We start from the raw sequence: 20,437 nt of genomic DNA on the forward strand, positions 1-20,437 counted from the left end.
ATACTATGAAAAAAACACTCTCTATTTTTATAATGCTGTTTGCGCTAATCATTCAATCTTGCAGTAATGATGATAACGAAAGTGAAGCATTAAAACCTGTTGACTTTAGTGTTTCGCTTAAATATGATGCTACTTTTAATAGTCTAGCAGCTAAAAAAGCAAGCGTAACTATTGTGAATACAGAAACAGCCAATAAATATACCGTTGAATCTGACGAAACTGGTGTTGCTCTTTTTAAACAAATTTTGCCTGGAACCTATTCTATTACTGCTACCAAAGTAATACAATCAGCTGAATTTACAGAGACGTTTGGGTATACGCCAACAGAAGCTGAAGTTAATTTTAATGGTGCTGAAAGCAGTGTTATTGTAAACGCTACTACTCCTACTCTTAATATTGAAATGAAAACTTCTAAAGTGGGTGATTTTGTAATTAAACAAATTTACTACGCTGGATCTGACACTAAAAAAGGAGCTATTTTTAGAGATCAGTTTATCGAAATCTACAATAACTCGAATACCGTTCAGTATGCTGATGGTTTATACATGGCGCAGTTAACGGGATCTACATCTACAACCGTATTGGCTTATTCTTTACCGAATGGACAGTTTGACTGGAGCAAATCAGAAGGAATGACTTTAGGAAGCGCTGCAAACACGGATTATGTATATGCAATCAACATTATTAAAATTCCTGGTAACGGCACGCAACATCCTGTTCAACCAGGCCAAAGCATTGTAATTGCACAAAATGCTATTAATCATAAATCAAACTATATTGACAATAATGGTAAATCGGTTAGTATTTTAAGTCCTGAGTTAACAGTAGATTTAAGTACTGCAGATTTCGAAGCATTTTTAGGCACATATGCAGGCAGCACTTATCAATATGACATTCAAAATCCAGCTGTTCCAGATGTAGAAATTGCTTACTGGGGAAATAGTAACAACGATTTGATATTAGATTCATTAGGAAGACAAGCCTATTCTATTTTCAAAATGACAGATGCAGAATTTGCAGCATTGAAAAAATATAAAAACCCAAAAGGAGATGCCAACCTAGCGCTTCAAATTCCAGTGGCAGTTCTTATCGATGGTGTTGACACAACAAGAGATTTGGGATCACTTTTAGTTCCTAAAAAATTGCCATCTCAAATTGATGGAGGAAATACCTATACTCCTTCTGGAGCGTATTCTTCAAAATCGGTAATGAGAAAAACTAAAACAACAATTGCTGGAAGAATCGTTCTTCAGGACACAAATAACTCTACAAATGATTTTGTGGAAGTAACTGCAAATCCTAAAGGATTCAACTAAAAATTTTCTTTAATGAAAATCAATAAGATTAAAATAAATAACACTAAAAGTAATGCCTGGAAATACTGGGCATTACTTCTTTTGTTGTTTTCTTTCGTTTTTAAAGTGAATGCACAAGACACTATAAAAGTGCAAAATCATATTGTAGATGATCAGATCAAAAATCAAATTTTTAAATATCCGATCATTTACACAACTCCAGCTATAAAGGATTTTACTTTTACTGAAGTCTCTTATGAACATCAGCAAAATGAATTCGCCAGACAACAAGTTGCTAACGAAATCAATACCTATCAGTTTTTAGCACAAGGGTACTTTACAACAAAATCTAGATGGAAATTATTTGGTGATTTGTCCATCCAAAAAATATTAGAAAAAAATCTTGGCTGGGTGCTTACTGATGATCGTGCCGAAGACATTGAAGTTATTGCTCCACATTATTTTTATGTTCCAAGAAAAGCCAATTGGGACAATCAGGTTTATGCTTTGAGCGGCGGTTTTTCTAAAGATATTACCTCTCATTTATCTGTTGCTGTCAAAGCCAATTATGGTGCAGAAAAATTTAGCAGAAACTTAGATGCCAGGTCGCAAATTATAAACAGAAATTTGGGAGGAGAAATGCAAATTGGTTATCAAATAACTAAAACCCATAAAGTATTTGCTTTAGGCAGTTATGCCGAAAACCAAAAAGATTTTGATTTTACCTACAACAACATCAACTTAAACTATGAAGTATATCCCGAAACTTATCTACGCTTTAATGCGGGTTATGGCAGAATACTCAATTCTTTTAAAAGTAGCGATGCGGGTTACTTGTACCAAGACATCATAGATAAAATCGGATTGGGTTATACGATGACAGGCAAAAATTCAATTTTCACTGCCCTTTATTACTCTCAGAATTCAAATAACATTTTTTACACCAGTTCAAATGATTTAACAGCAAATGAAAGAATGAAAATAAAAACAAAAAGCAATCATGCTGAATTGTTTGCTTTTCATAAATGGAATAAAAAAGAAATCCAATCTACTTTGCAATTTGATCAAAGCGATGCGAAAAATTTTGATAAACAAAGTAATGGTTACAATTATACCAATTCATTAAATAAAATAAATTGGACAACCTCTCTCTCTAAAAAAACAAATTCTAAAATCGACTATTTATTTGGTTTGAATATGCTTTATCAGCAAAACGAATACAATGATATTCTGGCGGCAGTTCATATTGAATTAAATTCATTAAAAACAGGAATATTCGGAAGTAAAGATTTTTCATTCGATAAAAGTAAATTGAATACAACGGTAAGTTTCAACATGTATTTCCCACTTCCCTCATCAAAACTGGAATATTATGATACTTCAGGAGGAACAAATGCCAGATTTTTTAATGAAGTCATTATTCACGATTACGCTGTCAACACAACCAATTATTTTGCTCCGGAATTACGTTTACAATATAGCTATCCAACAAAAAACAACAAAACAGTGGTTTTCTTTACTAATCTAAAAGAGAAAATCGCACTTAAAAAACAAACTGATTATCCAATCAGTATTAATACCAATACCACCTATTGGGTTCAAATGGGTGTACAATTAAATTATTAAAAATGAAACCAAAATTTATTGCTATTGTGGCAATGTTATTTTCACTGATTATCCTTTCGTATTCTAAGATTGAACCGAATCTGTCTATTACTGAATTAAAAAGGCTTTACAGTGGAGGCGATTACACCAAATGGCCAAAACCAGAAGTGGATTCGATTGTTTATGCGCAGGGTTTTGAAGACATTGGAATTTTAGGTAAACCTGAATTTCCAGAAAACAATCCGTATTCCGAAGAAAAAGCTGAATTAGGTAAAGTGCTTTTCTTTGATCCGAGATTGTCTAAATCTGGGCAAATTTCGTGTGCCAACTGTCATGATCCCGAATTAAACTGGGGCGATGCGAGAAGAGTTTCTTACGGAGAAGGAAGATTGCAAGGAAACAGAAATGCGCCAAGTTTGATGAACATTGCCTATTCTAAAGTTTTCTTTTGGGACGGAAGAGCTGCAACTTTAGAAGATCAGGCAAGTTTTCCTATTCAAGACACTAAAGAAATGAATTTCCATATTGACTTAGCAACAAAACGTTTAAATAAAATTAAAGGTTACAAACCGTATTTTAAAAAAGCTTTCGGAAAAGAAAAACTAACTCAGGAAGAAATTCTAAAAGCTATCGCTACTTTCGAAAGAACATTAATAAGTCCGAAAAGTAAATTTGATAAATTTATTGCCGGAGATTCTACGCAATTAACCAATAGACAAGTTGAAGGACTTCATTTATTTCGTACTAAAGCGCGTTGTATCAATTGTCATAATACGGCAAATTTCTCCGATAATAAATTCCATAATATTGGTCTGACTTATTACGGAAGAGAATATGAAGATTTAGGAAGATACAATGTTACAGGAAAAGCAGAAAATGTAGGCGAATTTAAAACACAGTCTTTACGAGGAACCGCGCAAAATGGACCTTATATGCATAATGGTCTTTTTCCAAATTTACGTGGTGTTTTAAATATGTACAATGCCGGAATGCCACAGCCAAAAAGAAAAGAAAGCCAGAAGAACGACACTTTGTTTCCTACTACTTCAAAGCTTATTAAAAAAATCGCACTAAGTCAATCTGAATTAACCGCATTAGAAGATTTCATTACAAGTTTATCAACTGGGGCTTATAAAATGCGCCCGCCTGTTTTACCGCAATAGATTTTTAAAGAATATAGAAAATAGAATATAGAGAATAGACTAAAAAAGAGAATCAAAAACAGTTTTTATAACTCTGTCCTGATTCTCTTCTATCCTCAAAGTATAGCAATCTATACTCTATTTTCTATTTTCTATTTTCTTTACTTCACCATAATCCCCTCAACAAACAAAATCGGCACTTCTTCCGTATTGTTTTCGTCAAGCGAATTGGCTTTAAAGATGAATTTTTTATCGTACAAAGTATTTCCGATAAAGAAAGTTACCATAAATTCGTTATTCAATGCTAAAAGGCTTTTTTCTACCAATTCTATTTTCACGACAGAAACAGACGGAACCTCAACAAAAGCATGACGAAGAATCGATGTTTTTTTCATTTCGCCGTCGATTGTTCCAAAAGCTTTTGAAACGACCATGACGCTGTCTAAATTAAAATCACTGTCGTTTACTAAATAAGCGTACCACACTTTTTCCATAAAATCGTCGCTCCATTCCTGCACAGCTGCCAAGAATACGTTTTCAACTTCTGGAATAATTATATCTTTTTTCATTTTTATTAAATTTTAAAAACCTTTGTCAAAGCCTGAAACTTCAACAAAGGTTTGGTGTTATAATTATGATTAAGATTTCAAATCAATCTAAAATCTAAAATCAGAAATCTAAAATTAAATATTAGCTTTAAACTGCTCTAAGAAACGAACATCATTTTCGTAAAACATACGGATATCTCCAATTTGGTATAAAAGCATTGCGATACGCTCTACTCCCATTCCGAAAGCAAATCCGTTGTATTCGTCTGGGTTGATATCACAGTTTTTCAAAACGTTAGGATCTACCATTCCGCAACCTCCAATTTCTAACCAGCCTGTTCCTTTTGTGATTCTGTAATCGGTTTCTGTTTTTAGTCCCCAATAGATATCAATTTCAGCACTTGGTTCTGTAAATGGGAAATAAGACGGACGAAGACGAATCTTAGATTTTCCGAACATTTCTTTTGTAAAATAAAGCAACGTTTGTTTCAAATCGGCGAAAGAAACATCTTTGTCAATATACAATCCTTCCACTTGATGGAAAATACAGTGTGAACGAGATGAAATTGCTTCGTTACGGAAAACACGTCCCGGAGAAATAGTACGAATTGGCGGTTTATGATTTTCCATATAACGCACCTGAACCGATGATGTATGCGTACGCAATAAAACATCTGGGTTTGTTTGAATGAAAAACGTATCCTGCATATCTCGTGCTGGGTGATATTCTGGTAAGTTTAATGCCGTAAAGTTATGCCAATCGTCTTCGATTTCTGGACCTTCAGAAACATTGAATCCGATATTCGCGAAGATATCGATGATTTGATTTTTAACTATAGAAATAGGATGACGTGAACCAATAATTACCGGTTCTGCCGCACGTGTTAAATCTCCAAAAATTCCTTTTGATTCTTCTTTACTTTCAAGTTCTTCCTGAATTGTTTTTACTTTTTCTTCAGCAACAGCTTTTAAAGTATTGATTACTTGTCCAAAATCTTTTTTCTGGTCGTTCGGAATATTTTTAAACTCATTAAAAAGTTCTTTCAATAAACCTTTGCTACCTAAATATTTAATACGGAACTGTTCTAAAGATTCTTTGTTTTTTTCATTAAAGGCCTTCGCTTCCTCTATATGTTGTTTTATCTTGTCTATCATTTTCCTCCAATAATTGAGAATACAAATTTAAGTAATTTGTTTCAAGTTTAATGTTTAAAGTTTAAAGTTTCCTTTACAGTAAAGAGTTACAGCGAATTTATGTTTTAAAGTCTTCAAAAACAGTTTCTTTTTGCAAAGAAAACCAGTAAAATCTAACTTTTTTCGTTTTTAAAAAGTGTTTTAGAATTATTTCACCAAACTTATTTTAGCTTCTACTTCTTTAACTCGTTCGAGCCAATATTTAATTCCTTCCTGATTTTCAACAGCTTCTTTTTTATAATTTGAAGATACGCTGCTTAATTCATACCAGCTTCTTTGATTTTCCTTATCTATCTCTTTTTTCGTCGAAGGTATTGTTCTGTTTCTCCAAAAATCAAGATTTTTAAAATAACTTTCTCTTAATTCTTCAAAATACTCGATTAATTTTTCTTTTGAATTTGGAATATATCCCCCGCCGCTGCATCCGCAAGAGTGAAACGCAATTCCGACAGAATATAAGGTTTTAAGATGCTCCCACTTTTTAATATCATCTTTTTTAGGCGATTCAAAATCACGTCCCATGCTAGCCATTAATTCTGAACATTGCGGACATTTGGCTTCAAAAACTGATTCTTCTCCCTTTTTAATATCATTCATTAACCGTCTTTTAAAAGTCTTTCGGCAATTAAAACAAGCATAATGAGGTTTATAGGATGTCATTGCGTATCTACACATTTTTTTAGTATTAAGTGTTCAGATTTTTTAGTGTTCAGTGTACAGATTTTTAGTGATTAGTGATGTAAACTGTGATCAAGTAAACCACTGACGACTAAAAATCTGTACACTGAACACTTTTAAAATCTAGTCAATTAATTTTCTTTCCAAAAAATAATTTACGATAGCTTCTTTCATCAAAACCGATTGTTCACCTGCTTTTAACGGCGGTAATTCTTCTTTTACTTTATAATGCGGCCATCCTTCAGTATCAAAATATTCGAATTCATAAAATCCGTATGGTTCTAATAATCTACATATTGCGATATGCATTAAGTTTAGTTTCTCGTCTTTCTTGTATTCACGATGCACTTTTCCGTATTCCTGAACTCCGATTAGGTAAATTATGGCGTCTAAATCTAAATCTTCTCCTTGCGAAAATTGATTAGAAAGTATATCAACGAGCTTTTCCCATCGCTCTTTTAATTGTGTATCTCTGGACATTTTAATTTATGATTTTTGATTGTAGATTTTAGATTGCTGAAAATCCAATTCTGAGGGGGCAGAATAGCAATCTAATTCTAAATTTTGATTTGCAAAGATACATAGTTCAGATTCAATGTACCCAAAAATTTTAATCACATAAAACATAAAACAGCTGAACCTTTGCTGCTCTGCAACTCTCAACCTAAAAAACAGCTATATTTGCGCCTCAATAAATACAAACCAAACATGAGTTTTTTTGATATTATCGTTTCTGTACTTTTATGTTATAGTTTATACAAAGGCATTAAAAACGGACTTTTTGTAGAAGTGGCTTCTTTTATTTCTTTGCTTTTAGGAATTTATCTTGCTATTAAATTTTCTTCGTTAATGACAGGAATGATTTCAAAACACGTTTCTTGGAATCCGACTAATATTCAAATCACGGCTTTTATCCTGACTTTTATTCTAGTTGTAATCGGCGTTTATTTCTTAGCCAAAATTTTAACTGGAATTGCTGATTTTGCTATGTTGGGCTGGATGAATAAACTCGGAGGCGGATTTTTCAGGGTTTTAAAAACGATTTTGATTTTGAGTATTTTTATTGCTTTGTTCGAAAAAATAAACTTCAATAATACTTTTGCGAAAAAGGAAACTTTAGATAATTCTATTTTTTATAATCCAGTGAAAAAAGTGGCTGCTTTTGTATATCCTTCTATTGAAAAATGGTATGAGAGTTTTAAAAAAGAACATTCTCAGAAACCTGAAGAAAAAGAAACTTCAGAAAAAGAATAATTTTCGTTAGTAAACCCGACAGGTTTTTAAAACCTGTCGGGTTTAATTTTTTTACAATACCTCTTCATTTCTATAAAACCCCAGCTTGATCAAAATATTGGTAGAAATTCAATTATACGAATCCAAAAAAGCTCCAGCGGAGCAAAATATTTTTAGAAATTCAATTTACGAGTACGAAAGAGCTCCAGCGGAGCGACATATTTGATTGCGGAAAATTATATATGTCGCTCCGCTGGAGCTCTTTCCCTTAAATGAAAATTATTCGCTATAAATATTTCGCTTCTCTGAAGCTTGTTTTTGTTAATACATACAAAACATTTCATTTTCAAATATTTGCAGGAAATATTTTATCTTGCTCACTATTTCCAACGATCGATTTAACCAAAAATCTAAACCAGCATGTTGTATTTAACGGGCATTATCATCACTTTTTTTCTGGTTGTGATTCTGGCGAGTAAAAAGAATAAAAGCGAAGCCGATAATATCTTGGCGCTTTGGTTATTTGCTACTGGATTTCATTTGTTTTTATATTACCTGCATTCTAAAAAAGATTTTACTTCGTTTCCGTTTTTATTAGGTTTAGAACTTCCAATGCCGTTGCTTCAAGGTCCGTTTTTGTATTTGTATACTTCGGCTTTGACTAATCAAAATCAAAACAAAAAATACAATCTTTTGCATTTTGTTCCTTTTGTAATTGCCGTTTTGTTTTTAATACCTTTTTTCACACTTCCTTTTTCTGAAAAATTAAAGGTTTTTGAAAATGAAGGCAAAGGATACGAAAACCTGATTTTGATGTTGTATGGTGCTATTTTAATTTCTGGAATAACATACGCATTCGTTTTACTTCATAAACTTTCCAAACATCAAAAAAATATTTCAGATCAATTTTCTTTTAATGAAAAAATCAATTTGAGATGGCTGCAGTATTTAATTTTAGGATCCAGCATTATTTGGTTTGTGGTTGTTTTTTATGATGACGAATACATCTTTTCTGTAGTTGTTTTTTATCTTATGTTTATTGGGTATTTCGGAATCAAACAGGTGGGAATTTTTACCAATCAGACTGTTTCTGAAAATAATCTTTTGAATATTCCTTCGGTAGAAAACCCAGCAGCTGAAAACGTTTCTGAAAAAATAAAATATGAAAAATCTGGTTTAACAAATACCGAACTTCTTTCGATTCATCAAAAATTAACTGAAATTATGAGGAATGAAAAACTATACAAAAATCCTGATCTAACTTTAGCCGAATTATCTCAAAAACTAAATGTACATCCCAATGTTCTTTCGCAGGTAATCAATTCAGTTGAAGAAAAAAACTTTTACGATTATATTAATTTGCAACGCGTTGAAGAATTTAAAAAATTAATTCTTTTACCTGAAAACGAAAAATTCACATTGCTTTCTATTGCGTTTGAATGTGGTTTTAATTCAAAAACAGCTTTTAACCGAAACTTCAAAAAAGTTACGGGCCTTTCTCCTTCTGAATATTTGAAGTAAGTTTTTCTTAATCACGCAAAGACGCAAAGGCGCAAAGTTTTTTTCACGCAGATTTCGCAGATTTAAACAAATTTTTTTTTAATCATTTTAATCCTTTAATCTGTGGCATAAAAAAAACTTTGCGACTTCGCGACTTTGCGAGCAAATTTCATCACAAAAAACTTAGCTCGTTAATAACTTAGCCTTTTAAAAAAGACCCACCTTACAAGTTGGGGCGACCAATATACGTTTGAACAACATCTTTGCATAAACTTTTAAAAACTATGCAATGAAAAATAAAGTATTTAATTCGGCTTTAATTACCCTTTCGATTTTTTTTCTTTTAGGTTGCGAAAACGAAAATGACTTTAACGAAGTCGCAAATCTAGTTCCAAAAACGGTCGATCAAGATCCGACACTTCCTTCGATTCAAATAAACGGGACACAAATTCATGCTGAAACTTTTGGAAATCCCAACGATCCGATGGTGGTCTTCTTACATGGCGGTCCAGGATCGGATTATCGAAATGCTTTAAACGCAAAAGAACTTGCTGATGATGGCTTTTATATCATTTTTTACGACCAAAGAGGTTCTGGATTATCTAAAAGACATGACAAAAACACGTATTCTATCCAGTTAGTTTTGGACGATTTAACCGAAATCATCGAACATTACAGAACATCTCCTAATCAAAAGGTGTTTTTGTTCGGACATTCTTGGGGCGCAATGCTCGGAGCAGCTTATGTCAATGCATATCCAAATAGGATAGACGGATTAATTCTGGCAGAACCAGGCGGACTTAATAAAAAACTGCTCGATGAATACGGTGAAACAAGCCGAAAAATCAATTTGTTTTCTGAGACCACAAATAATCTATTTTATATCGATCAATTTTTAACAGGAAAAGAAAATCAGCATGAAATTCTCGATTATAAAATGGGCGTTTCAACAAGCTTTTCATACGCAAAAGGAAATGATGAAGGTATTGAAGGCCCATCTCCTTTCTGGCGAATGGGAACGGCGGTTTTAAACAGTTTTATAGACATTGCAGAAAACGACGGTTTTGATTTTACCACCAACTTAAATGTATATACCACCAAAGTGCTCTTTGTGTATGGAGAATGGAACAAATCGTACGGCTATAGTTTTGCCCGAAAAGAAGCCATGTATTTTCGGAACGCCCAAATTAAAGAAGTAAAAGGAACGGGACACGAAATGATTTATTTCAAATGGGAAAATGTACATCCGATTGTCCTGTTTTATTTAAATGAACTAAAATAATCTGTCATGAAAGCAATACTAATATTAATCACTTCTCTCTTTTTACTTTTTACCAATATTTTACAATCACAGACCATCAATTGGGAAGGTTTAAAAAAAGAGGAGAAACATATTTTGAACTTAAATGCGGGTTGGGAGCATGGTTTTGTTTATGGTTTAAGTTACGGTTATCATCTCAAAACCAAAATGCCAATTATAATCGAAAGTTCTTTTTCGCTGTCGTCGGGCGAAGTGATTTTTGATGATTTTAAAACCAAAATCGGCGGGCAGATAAATGTCTATCAAATTGAAAATTTCCGTTTCATTTTAGCCCTTCACGGTATTTATAGACGATACGAAAATCCATTGGTTACTTTACAAAATTTTGGAGCCGATGCCATAACAGTTATTGGTTATTACAAAACGAAATATTTTATCGCGGGCGAATTTGGTTTTGACAAAGCCATTGTAACCCATTTTAAACATTCTCAGATTTATAAAGATGTTTATCCCGAAGTAAAAAATGGCTGGTTTGAACCCGCAACTGGAGGAAATTTTAATTTCGGAATCCAAGGCGGTTATTCTTTCAGCAAAAGTGATTTGACGTTAAGAGCTGGAAAAATCATGACGCAGGATTTTAAAACGACACCGATGATTCCGTTTTATGTACAATTGGGTTATAATTATAAATTGGATTGATAGTCTTTAAACACATAGAAACATAGATTTTTTACAAACTGATGGAAAGGATAATTTAAAAAGCTAGCTTTCACACATAGCTGTAGCTATGTTTATTTATATAAGTGAAATGCCTTTCTACGTACAGAATACCTATGTCTCTATGTGTTTAAAAAATTGACAAGGGCAAACGCGACAGGTTTTAAAAACCTGTCGCGTTTGCTAGAGGAGCAAAATATTTATAGACATGATTTCCGCACATAAAAAAGCTCCAGCGGAGCGACATATTTATAGAAATTCAGCATCCAAATGGAAAAAGCTCCAGAGGAGCGAAATATTTATAGATATCATTTATGCAAACACAAGAAAGCTCCAGCGGAGCGACATATTTTGATTGTAAATAATTTATATGTCGCTCCGCTGGAGCTCTTATATCTGGAATGATTGTTTTTCTATAAACATATCGCTCCGCTGGATCTTGTTTTAAAAAATAATTTCTTTCTTATCTCCTTTTTTCAAAACGATATCTTGTTTTTTATCTCCAAAAATCAATGTTGTTTTTCCTCCTTTTTTAGACGAAATAATTACTTTCTGTGGTATTTTATTACTCCAATTCATTTCGATTTCAAAACCGCCGCGAGCACAAAGACCTTTTACAGAACCTTCTTCCCAAGCGTCTGGTAAAGCGGGAAGTAATCTGATTTCGTTTTCGTCCGACTGCACTAACATTTCGGCAACCGCTGCTGCACCGCCAAAATTCCCGTCAATTTGAAATGGCGGATGCGCGTCAAATAAATTCGGGTACGTTCCTCCTCCTCTTCTTGGTGTTGCCGTTTTTTTACCGTCTGGATCTACGTAGCGTAATAATTCGCGGAACATTTTATAAGCGCGGTTTCCGTCCCAAAGTCTCGCCCAAAGATTGATTCTCCATCCTTTTGACCAGCCTGTGGTTTCGTCGCCTTTTATTTCTAAAGTTTTCTTCGATGCTTCCGCTAAATCTGGAGTTTTAACGGGTGTAATATGATTCCCAGGAAAAAGTCCAAACAACTGCGATTGGTGACGGTGTTTCGGATCGTTATCCTCCCAGTCAAAATACCATTCCTGCAGATTTCCTTTTTTTCCAATTTGATACGGATGTAGTTTTCCAAGTGCCGTTTCTAATTTTGTTCTAAAAGCAGCATCTGTATTTAGAATTTGCGATGCTTTAATTGTCTTATCAAAACATTCGCGAATCATAGCTAAATCTGCCGTTCCTCCGTATAAAGTCGCACCAACAAAGCCGTCTGATAATTTATATTGATTTTCTGGTGAAGTCGATGGCGACGTAATTAAGTTTCCTTTTTTGTCAGTTACGAGCCAATTCAGGCAGAATTGTGCTGCCCCTTTCATCAGCGGATATCCTTCTTTTTTCAAATAATCTTTGTCTTGGGTAAAAATGTAATGTTCCCAAATATGTGTGCTCAGCCATGCGCCTGCCATTGGCCAGCACGCCCACATTGGATCTTCTTTTCCGAATTGTCCAACGGGATTGGTCATCGCCCAAATGTCTGAATTGTGCGCAGCTGCCCAGCCTTCGTTTACGCCGTAAAAAGTTCTTGCGGTAACTTTTCCTGTTACCGAAAGATTCTTTATAAAGCTCAAAAGCGATTCGTGCATTTCTGAAAGATTGGTATTTTCTGCCAGCCAATAATTTTCTTCCAGATTAATGTTCATCGTATAATTACTACTCCAAGGCGGACTCAAATGCGGATTCCACAATCCCTGCAAATTGGCAGGAACGCCCAAGGTTCTCGATGAACTAATTAGTAAATATCTTCCGTAATTGAAATATAAAATCTCAAGATTTTTATCTTCTTTTCCGTCGGCATAACGCAATAAACGTTCGTCTGTCGCTAAATCTGGTGCGGTTGTTTTTCCGAGATTTAAAGTAACACGATTGTAAAACTTCTGATAATCGGTAATATGTCTTTCTTCTAGTTTATTGAAGGTTTTTGAAACCGCATTGTTCAGGTTTTGCCAAGCCATAGTCACATCATCCAAACCCTCTGTCGCTGGATTTTTGTCGAAACCATTGAAACTTGTAGCAACCGAAATGTAAATTATAACTTCTGAGGCATTTTTTACCGTCAATGTCGAACTGTTATTGCTCACTTTTCCTTCGGTATTTTTAACTTGAAGTAAAGTCGTAAATCTTGTTCCTCTTTCTGGTATCTGAAGATATTTTGGCTGTACGTTATAACCCGCATTTTCATGAATGGGCGCGTTGCCCGTCATCATCATGGTATTATTTCTGATTTCAAGATTAGACTTCAAGAGACTTCTTAAATTAATATCAAAATTTAAAGCGCCTTTTTGACTGCTTGTAAATTTGATCGCCATAATCTGATCTGGCGCCGAAACAAAATATTCGCGGGTAAATTTTATTCCGTCTAGTTCGTAACTCACTTTTGTTACAGCTTTTGAAATATCCAATTCTCTGTAATAATTCGTCGCTTTTCCTTTTTCTGCATTGCTGATTTCTAAGGTCGCTAAAGGTGCATACGATTCGGAATTTTTCCCTTGAAGTTTTTTATTTAATTCTTCGGCCAGTTTGTAGTTTTCGTTTTGCAATGCTTCACGAATTGCCGGAATGTTTTTATAGGCTTCCGGATTCATATTGGCATTTACAGGTTCGCCTGACCAAAGTGTAATGTCATTTAGATAGATTTTCTCTGAATTCACGCCGCCAAAAACCGTTGCTCCCATTTTTCCATTTCCTGAAACCAAACTTTCTTCAAAGAATTCTGCGGGCTGTTTGTACCATAAAACATCTTTGGATTGTGCCGAAATGTTTTCTGCGTAAAATGTGAAAAGTAAGAGGAGAAATGTTTTTTTTAGGATGTTTGAATTCATGTGAAACATTTTATATTCTTTGTGTTATCCTAACAGGTTTTTAAAACCTGTTAGGTATATTTTTATTTATAAAAGCTAAAATAAGATTTAATTTAACACCTAACAGGTCTTTGGAGACCTGTTAGGATAGAAAAACTATTACTGTTTGCATGCGTGAGGGATAGGAGCTAGCTACCGAAGTAGCGCGGATAGCCCGACCCTGAACCGTTGAGAGGGCGAATAAACGCAAAGTATGTTTGCCCTCTCGACGGTTCAGGGTCACGCCCTAATGAACTTTTACTTACCGATCAGATGTTCTTAACAGAACATTTTTCATCAACGGATTTCATTCGTTTTTACCTACGAATTGTTCCTAATGGAACATTTATCGTTATGTTTTGATTGGGTCTTACTTGGGACTAGGGACTAATCGCTAAGAACTAAGTACTAATAACTTATTTACTTACACTGTATTTCTCGTTTGCCGTAATCATCTCCCAATTATCGGTTCTGAATGGTGATGCAGGGAATTTTTCTTTGTTGAAAAGATTGATTTCGGTATCGTCGTCTGCCCAGCCGTAATGAGCTGCAACTGGATTTTGAACTTTATCGCTGGAAACGATTATTTTGTTGTCTTTGATTATCGCTTTCGCGGAATGAAAAACTTTGTCTGCACCTGCGATTTCGAAACCTTTTAATTCATCGTTATTTGGGGTTGATAATCCGCTGCCGATATTGTCGAAAGTTAGGATAATTTGGCTTCCTTTTATTTCCTGAGATTTATAGGTTGGCCCGCTGTGAACTTGTTTTTTGCCGTAAATATCGTTCATCGCAATTGCCGCCAAACGCAATCCGATGTCTTGTTTGTTGGTTGGGTGAATGTCTTTTGCGTTTCCGATATCGGTTGTCACGGCCATTCCTGTGTTTGGTAATTTTAGTGTTTCAGATTGTGCTTCACGAAGTTCTGCCCAACGACTTCCTTTTTGGCTGTTCCCGCCAAATTCGTCGAAAGTCGATAACTGTACAAAATAAAATGGAAAATTACCTTGTTTGAATTTCGTTCTCCAATCGTTGATCATTAACGGAAATGCCGTTTTATACTGTTTGGCTCTCCAAACATTGGCTTCGCCTTGATACCATAAAACGCCTTGCATGGCATACGGAACCAACGGATTTACCATTGCATTGTACAATAACGACGGATAACTGTTTGGCGAAACTTCGATTCTTACTTTGATAACATTGAATTTCCAAAGTCCTTCTAGCGGAAGATTCGAGTCCTTAAAATCGATTTTTAAATCGAATGGATCGCCGTAGATTCCGCCACCTCCGCTATAATCTGTAATCCTTACTGCGATTACGTTTGTTCCTTCTTTTAGGACGTTTGCCGGAATTTGGTAAACTCGTTTTGCATCCCAAAGATTATTAGTTCCCACTTCAACTCCATTTACATACGTTTTGTCTTCGTCATCTACTTTTGCTAAATGTAAAACAGCTTGTTTTTTGGCTTGATCTGCGGTTAAAACGATCGTTTTACGCATCCAGACAATTCCGTCGATATTACCAATTTGTTGGTTTTCCCAAAGTGAAGGGACTTTTATTTCTGGCCAGTTTTTATCTTGAAAGTTTGGATTTTTAAACTGCTCTTCATTTTCCATCGAAACATCAAATCCCTGTACTTTTTTCAGATTGTCTAAAACTGATTTTTTATACGTTTCGAAAATGGCATTGATATCAACAGTTGGAACATTGGCAATCATTGATTTGAATTCGTCGCTTTTTTCGAATGCTTCACGGCTTGTCCAGGTTTCTACGTTCGTTCCTCCCCAAGAAGTATTGATGATTCCGATTGGGATTTTTAATTCTGAATATAATTTTCTGGCGAAATAATAACCGACTGCTGTAAAGTTGCCGACATTTTCTTTATTTGCCACTTCCCATTTTCCTTGTTTTAAATCGTCTTTTGGAGTTCCGCTTAAATCTTGCGCCACACCAAAATGACGGATCATTGGATAATTCGCATCGGCAATTTCTTTCTCGGAATTCATTGTTTTGAAAACCTGAAATTCCATATTCGATTGTCCGCTGCAAATCCAGACTTCGCCGACCAAAACATTTTTGATCGTGATTTTATTTTTTCCGATAACAATTAATTCGAATGGTCCGCCGGCTTTTTCTGGACTTAAATTTAATGTCCATTTTCCGTTTTTATCGGTTGTTGTTTTTTTGATTTGTTTGTTGAAATGAACTTCTATGTTTTCATTCGCATCCGCAAAACCCCAAATCGGAACTTGTTTGTCTCTTTGAAGCACCATTCCGTCAGAGAATATTAAAGGCATTCTCACATTAGCATTCGATATTACGCTAAATATCAACAAAATAAAAACAATACACTTTTTCATTTTTTCTAAATTTTAATATTTTAAACCATATAAGTGATATAAGACATTTTAAGTTTTTGAATTAGATTGCGCTTAAATTTACTTATATCACTTATATGATTTTAAAAAGATTTTTACTGTAATCCTTCCTTTAAAGCAGTTAAAGCTTGTATATCGTAAACAGTATTATTGCTTCTGTCAAATAACGACATTGTATTTACACCTAAATTTCCTGCATCCCAATAAAAAGGAATTAGTCCGTTAGCTTTAGATTGTTTTACTACATATTTTAAGAAGTAAGCTCTTGATGCTAAGTGTAAAGTTAAGTCATCTCCAGTCAAGTTAGAACGTTTTATTGCTCCAAATTCTCCTAAAATTACTGGAATTCCTTTATCTACAAATTGTGTTTTCATAGAAAGAAAAAATTTATCTAAATCTGCTTCTTCACCCCAAGTAGCATTTCGAGTCGCATCTGTTGTTGAGTGATAGTCTTTTCCCCAATAGTAGAACATTTTTCCCCAATCAGCATCTTTGTCCATTAATGCAAATTGATAAGGAGTGTAATAATGAACTTCTGCCATCATTCTGTTCGGCACTTTATCTGTTGGCAAAGTTGTCATCAACTTATTCGTTTTTTCGATATCTGTTGATGGTCCTTGAACAATTAAATTACGATAAGCATTTTTTCCGCCAGTAGAACGAACAGCATCAATAAAAGTTTGATGATATGACTTTAAAACTGCCATTTGTGTTGCATTTTCTACATTTGGTTCGTTGGCACTTGCAAAAAGAACATGCTCATCAAAATCGCGTAATGTTGTAGCAATTTGTTCCCAAAATGCTTTCTGTTTAGCATTATTAGCATCTTTTTTAGCTTCTGTAACATTATTTTCAAGCCAGCCGCTATCCCAGTGGATATTAACAATAACATACATATCATTATCCACACAATATTGTACAACCTCTTTTACTCTGTTAAGCCAATCTGCTTTTATTTGCGCTTTTTCAGCATTAGCTAAATACTGATTCCATGAACACGGAATTCTAATTGCATTAAAACCATTCGCTTTTACTAAATCAATTAGTTGTTTTGTAACTTTTGGATTTCCCCATGCGGTTTCTCCTCCTGTTGCTTCTAACGTATTTCCAATATTCCAGCCTAATTTCATTTTTGCCACCAATTGAACTGCTGTGCTGTTCATTCCTGTGGCATCTGCAGGAAGTGGATTTGTATTGTAGCTTGGATATATCCCATCAGCTGCTTTTCCTGCTGCCTGAGAAATTTTTATCTGCAACGAATTTGCTTCGCCAGAACTTAACGTGATAACAGCAGTTCTTGCGCTTGAAGTTGTGTTTTCTAATGCTGTAACCTGAACCACTGTAGTACCGGTTGAACCCGCCACTTTATTAATTTTTATCCAGTTTGTTCCAGAACTTTGCAGCAACCATGCAGTTACTTCACTATTAATTGTTAATTCAGCGTTACTTTCGGCGCTCTGAAAATCGATTTTATCTGTACTTATTGTAAGCCCTTTTACAGTTAAGTTTTGTGCTGTTTCTTTATCAGAACTGCAAGCTAAAACTCCTAAAAATGCAAAGCATAAAAATATACTTATCAGGTAATCTTTAATTGTTTTTTTCATTTGGTTTGGTTTAAGTTAAGTGTAAGTTTTTAAAATCAACGCCAGCTTTTAGTGGGCTGGCGTTGACGGTTTGATTATTTTATAGCAATAAAAAGTTTTATTTAACTGTTACATCAATTTTGAATTTCAGATCTCTAGAGGAATTTCCTATATTCAAAGTATATTTCCCTGGTTCCACTGTCCATTTTTTAGAGGCAACATCATAATAGGCTAATTCTTTTACCGGAACTTTGATGGTTACTTTTTCTGAACCTCCAGCTATAACAGCAACTTTTTTGAAACCTTTCAATTCTTGTTTGGCACGAGTAATTTTAGAATCTGATTTTGAAGTGTACAACTGAACCACTTCTTTTCCTTTAACATTTCCGACATTTTGAACCTCTAAAGAAACTTCAATCACATCTGTTAAAGTGAAATTCGTCTTATTAGTCTTGGGATTTCCAAAAGCAAAGTTGGTATATGATAATCCGTAACCAAAAGGATATAACGGCGCCACATTTTTAGTATCAAACCAACGGTATCCAATCAAAAGTCCTTCTGCATAATTTACAGCTTTGTCTCCAGGGAAACTGTTTGTGGCATGTGCAGGAGAATCTTTCAATTGTTTTGGCATTGTCCAAGGTAATTTTCCTGACGGATTTACTTTTCCTAAAATCACATCAGCCAAAGCATTTCCACCTTCAGAACCGTTAAACCAGCTCCAAACTAAAGCAGAAGATTTTTGGCTTACTTCATTAATATCAAATGGAGCTCCAGCAATCATTACCACAATCGTTTTTGGGTTTACAGCCAATACTTTTTTGATTAATTCTTCTTGTCCGAAAGGCAAGTGTAAATCTCTTCTGTCTGAAGCTTCTGTTTCATAATCACGGTTGGATCCCGCAAAAATGATCGCAACATCTGAGTTTTTAGCAGCTTCTACTGCTTCCTTAACTTTTGCTTCGTCCAATTTGTCAATTGTAACTGGCCCTGTAGAAGTAATATTTCCTAAGTTTCCTTTATTTTTCTCATCATAACGCTCTAAATATCCTTCAGCATAATTGATTTTAACTGATGAAGGAAGTCTGTTTTTAAGACCTTCAAGAGGCGTAACTTCTCTTTTTGTTTTAACACCAGCTCCAAATCCGCCAAGAGCGTTTTTCTTTGTTGCATTGTTTCCAATAACGGCAATCGATTTTACTCCGTCTAATTTTAGCGGAAGCGCATTATTTTCATTTTTCAATAAAACAATTGCCTCGGCAGCAATATCATAAGCGTCTTTGTAATGTGCTTCGGTTGCGATACTTCCTTTTGCACGAGTTCCGCCACCCATTGCTTTTATATGAAATAAACCACGTAAAATACGTTTTACATGAAGGTCAATTTCTTTTTCTGAAACTTCTCCTGATTTAACCGCAGCAATTAATTTATCGGCTAAGAAAAATTCGTTGAAAGGTTTTGGAGTTCCCATTTCGATATCCAGTCCGCTTTTTAGAGCTTTTGCTGTCGAATGTACGGCTGCCCAGTCAGAAACTACAATTCCTTTGAATCCCCATTCATCACGAAGGATTTTGTTCAGCATATAATCGTTCTCACATAAATATTCACCTCTGAATTTATTGTAAGCACCCATAATGCTGTATGCTTTTCCTTCTTTTACTGAAGCTTCAAAAGCTGGAAGATAAATCTCGCGAAGTGTACGCTCGTCAATCTGAACATCAACAAAATCACGATTCGTTTCCTGATTGTTTGCTGCATAATGTTTTACACAAGCCATCACATCCTTTTCCTGTAAACCAACAACCAGAGGCACAGCGATTTTTTTATTTAAAAACGGATCTTCCGACATGTATTCGTAAGTTCTTCCTCCAAGTGGAGTTCTCACCATATTGATTGCTGGCGAAAGTAACATGTCTTTGTCTCTTGCACGTAATTCTTCTCCTAAACTGGTTCCGAAAGTATGCGCCATTTCTGCATTAAAAGTGGCTGCCAAAGCACCGCCCGCTGGATAATACGTTGCAAAATCGTTTGTCAAACCAGCTGGAGCCCAGTTATCGCGTGAAATTTCTTCACGAACTCCCAACGGACCGTCTGCCATTTTTAATTCTGGAATTCCTAAACGTTTTACGCCTGCATTGGCAAACATACTGTTCCCGTGAAGCATTCCGATTTTTTCTTCTAAAGTCATCTGCGAAATCAGTTTGTCGATTTCAGCATCATGTTCTGTTCCTATTTCTTTTCCAACGTATTCTTCGGTCTCCGCCGAATTTGAAGCTGAAGTCTGCGCATCATTTTTACAAGAAGCAAATAATGCCAAAACAACCGCTGACAACATGATCATTTTATTTTTCATAGATAGTTAGATGTTTTTAGACTTAAAGATTTTGATTCCTCACGCATTATCTGTAAATCCTGTTAATATTATATTG

The 20,437-nt window shown here is 34.7% G+C and carries 15 protein-coding genes; 7 read left to right on the forward strand and 8 right to left on the reverse strand.

Annotation, left to right across the window (positions count from 1 at the left end; all coding sequences use genetic code 11):
* Positions 1-5 precede the first annotated feature (5 nt).
* The 3 genes from ACFSC2_RS01415 to ACFSC2_RS01425 are packed head-to-tail and all read left to right on the forward strand — an operon-like array spanning position 6 to position 4,063.
* Positions 6-1,316: a DUF4876 domain-containing protein gene (locus ACFSC2_RS01415; RefSeq protein WP_379817467.1), complete on the forward strand. Its 1,311-nt coding sequence runs from the start codon at positions 6-8 to the stop codon at positions 1,314-1,316.
* Positions 1,317-1,328: 12 nt separating this feature from the next.
* Positions 1,329-2,921 carry a DUF6850 family outer membrane beta-barrel protein gene (locus ACFSC2_RS01420; RefSeq protein ID WP_379817468.1) on the forward strand — a complete coding sequence of 531 codons (1,593 nt, stop codon included), beginning with the start codon at positions 1,329-1,331 and terminating at the stop codon, positions 2,919-2,921.
* Between the two features lie 2 nt (positions 2,922-2,923).
* The gene (locus ACFSC2_RS01425; protein ID WP_379817470.1) at positions 2,924-4,063 is read left to right on the forward strand and encodes a cytochrome-c peroxidase; all 1,140 of its coding nucleotides are present in this window, start codon (positions 2,924-2,926) and stop codon (positions 4,061-4,063) included.
* 140 nt (positions 4,064-4,203) lie between these two features.
* Here the strand turns inward: ACFSC2_RS01425 and ACFSC2_RS01430 are convergent, their stop codons facing one another.
* The 4 genes from ACFSC2_RS01430 to ACFSC2_RS01445 all read right to left on the reverse strand — a co-directional run bounded on the left by ACFSC2_RS01430 (position 4,204) and on the right by ACFSC2_RS01445 (position 6,942).
* A complete protein-coding gene (locus ACFSC2_RS01430; RefSeq protein ID WP_111365565.1) occupies positions 4,204-4,611 on the reverse strand; it encodes a hypothetical protein in 408 nt (135 codons plus the stop codon).
* 114 nt (positions 4,612-4,725) lie between these two features.
* Positions 4,726-5,745 (reverse strand): phenylalanine--tRNA ligase subunit alpha, encoded by a 1,020-nt coding sequence (gene pheS / locus ACFSC2_RS01435; RefSeq protein ID WP_379817471.1) that lies wholly within the window; start codon positions 5,743-5,745, stop codon positions 4,726-4,728.
* 186 nt (positions 5,746-5,931) lie between these two features.
* The gene (locus tag ACFSC2_RS01440; protein ID WP_379817472.1) at positions 5,932-6,381 is read right to left on the reverse strand and encodes a hypothetical protein; all 450 of its coding nucleotides are present in this window, start codon (positions 6,379-6,381) and stop codon (positions 5,932-5,934) included.
* Positions 6,382-6,585: 204 nt separating this feature from the next.
* Entirely contained in the window at positions 6,586-6,942 is a 357-nt protein-coding gene (locus ACFSC2_RS01445; RefSeq protein WP_379817473.1) for a hypothetical protein, read from the reverse strand.
* A gap of 228 nt (positions 6,943-7,170) precedes the next feature.
* Between ACFSC2_RS01445 and ACFSC2_RS01450 the strand changes: the two genes are divergently transcribed.
* The 4 genes from ACFSC2_RS01450 to ACFSC2_RS01465 all read left to right on the forward strand — a co-directional run bounded on the left by ACFSC2_RS01450 (position 7,171) and on the right by ACFSC2_RS01465 (position 11,155).
* The gene (locus tag ACFSC2_RS01450) at positions 7,171-7,716 is read left to right on the forward strand and encodes a CvpA family protein (RefSeq protein WP_379817474.1); all 546 of its coding nucleotides are present in this window, start codon (positions 7,171-7,173) and stop codon (positions 7,714-7,716) included.
* A 399-nt stretch (positions 7,717-8,115) separates the two neighbouring features.
* Positions 8,116-9,216 (forward strand): helix-turn-helix domain-containing protein, encoded by a 1,101-nt coding sequence (locus tag ACFSC2_RS01455; RefSeq protein ID WP_379817475.1) that lies wholly within the window; start codon positions 8,116-8,118, stop codon positions 9,214-9,216.
* Between the two features lie 268 nt (positions 9,217-9,484).
* Positions 9,485-10,477 carry an alpha/beta fold hydrolase gene (locus ACFSC2_RS01460; protein WP_379817476.1) on the forward strand — a complete coding sequence of 331 codons (993 nt, stop codon included), beginning with the start codon at positions 9,485-9,487 and terminating at the stop codon, positions 10,475-10,477.
* 6 nt (positions 10,478-10,483) lie between these two features.
* Positions 10,484-11,155, forward strand: a complete 672-nt coding sequence (locus tag ACFSC2_RS01465; RefSeq protein ID WP_379817477.1) for a hypothetical protein — start codon at positions 10,484-10,486, stop codon at positions 11,153-11,155.
* Positions 11,156-11,617: 462 nt separating this feature from the next.
* Here ACFSC2_RS01465 and ACFSC2_RS01470 read toward each other — a convergent pair whose 3' ends face one another.
* The 4 genes from ACFSC2_RS01470 to ACFSC2_RS01485 form a co-directional block, all read right to left on the reverse strand.
* Positions 11,618-14,026, reverse strand: coding sequence for a glycoside hydrolase family 95 protein (locus ACFSC2_RS01470; protein WP_379817478.1), 2,409 nt, complete (start codon positions 14,024-14,026; stop codon positions 11,618-11,620).
* A 434-nt stretch (positions 14,027-14,460) separates the two neighbouring features.
* Positions 14,461-16,407: a sialate O-acetylesterase gene (locus tag ACFSC2_RS01475; RefSeq protein WP_379817479.1), complete on the reverse strand. Its 1,947-nt coding sequence runs from the start codon at positions 16,405-16,407 to the stop codon at positions 14,461-14,463.
* 113 nt (positions 16,408-16,520) lie between these two features.
* Positions 16,521-18,029: a cellulase family glycosylhydrolase gene (locus tag ACFSC2_RS01480; RefSeq protein WP_379817480.1), complete on the reverse strand. Its 1,509-nt coding sequence runs from the start codon at positions 18,027-18,029 to the stop codon at positions 16,521-16,523.
* Between the two features lie 97 nt (positions 18,030-18,126).
* The gene (locus ACFSC2_RS01485) at positions 18,127-20,361 is read right to left on the reverse strand and encodes a glycoside hydrolase family 3 C-terminal domain-containing protein (RefSeq protein ID WP_379817481.1); all 2,235 of its coding nucleotides are present in this window, start codon (positions 20,359-20,361) and stop codon (positions 18,127-18,129) included.
* Positions 20,362-20,437: the final 76 nt, after the last annotated feature.

The organism is Flavobacterium artemisiae (genome assembly GCF_042678225.1).
Taxonomy (GTDB): domain Bacteria; phylum Bacteroidota; class Bacteroidia; order Flavobacteriales; family Flavobacteriaceae; genus Flavobacterium; species Flavobacterium artemisiae.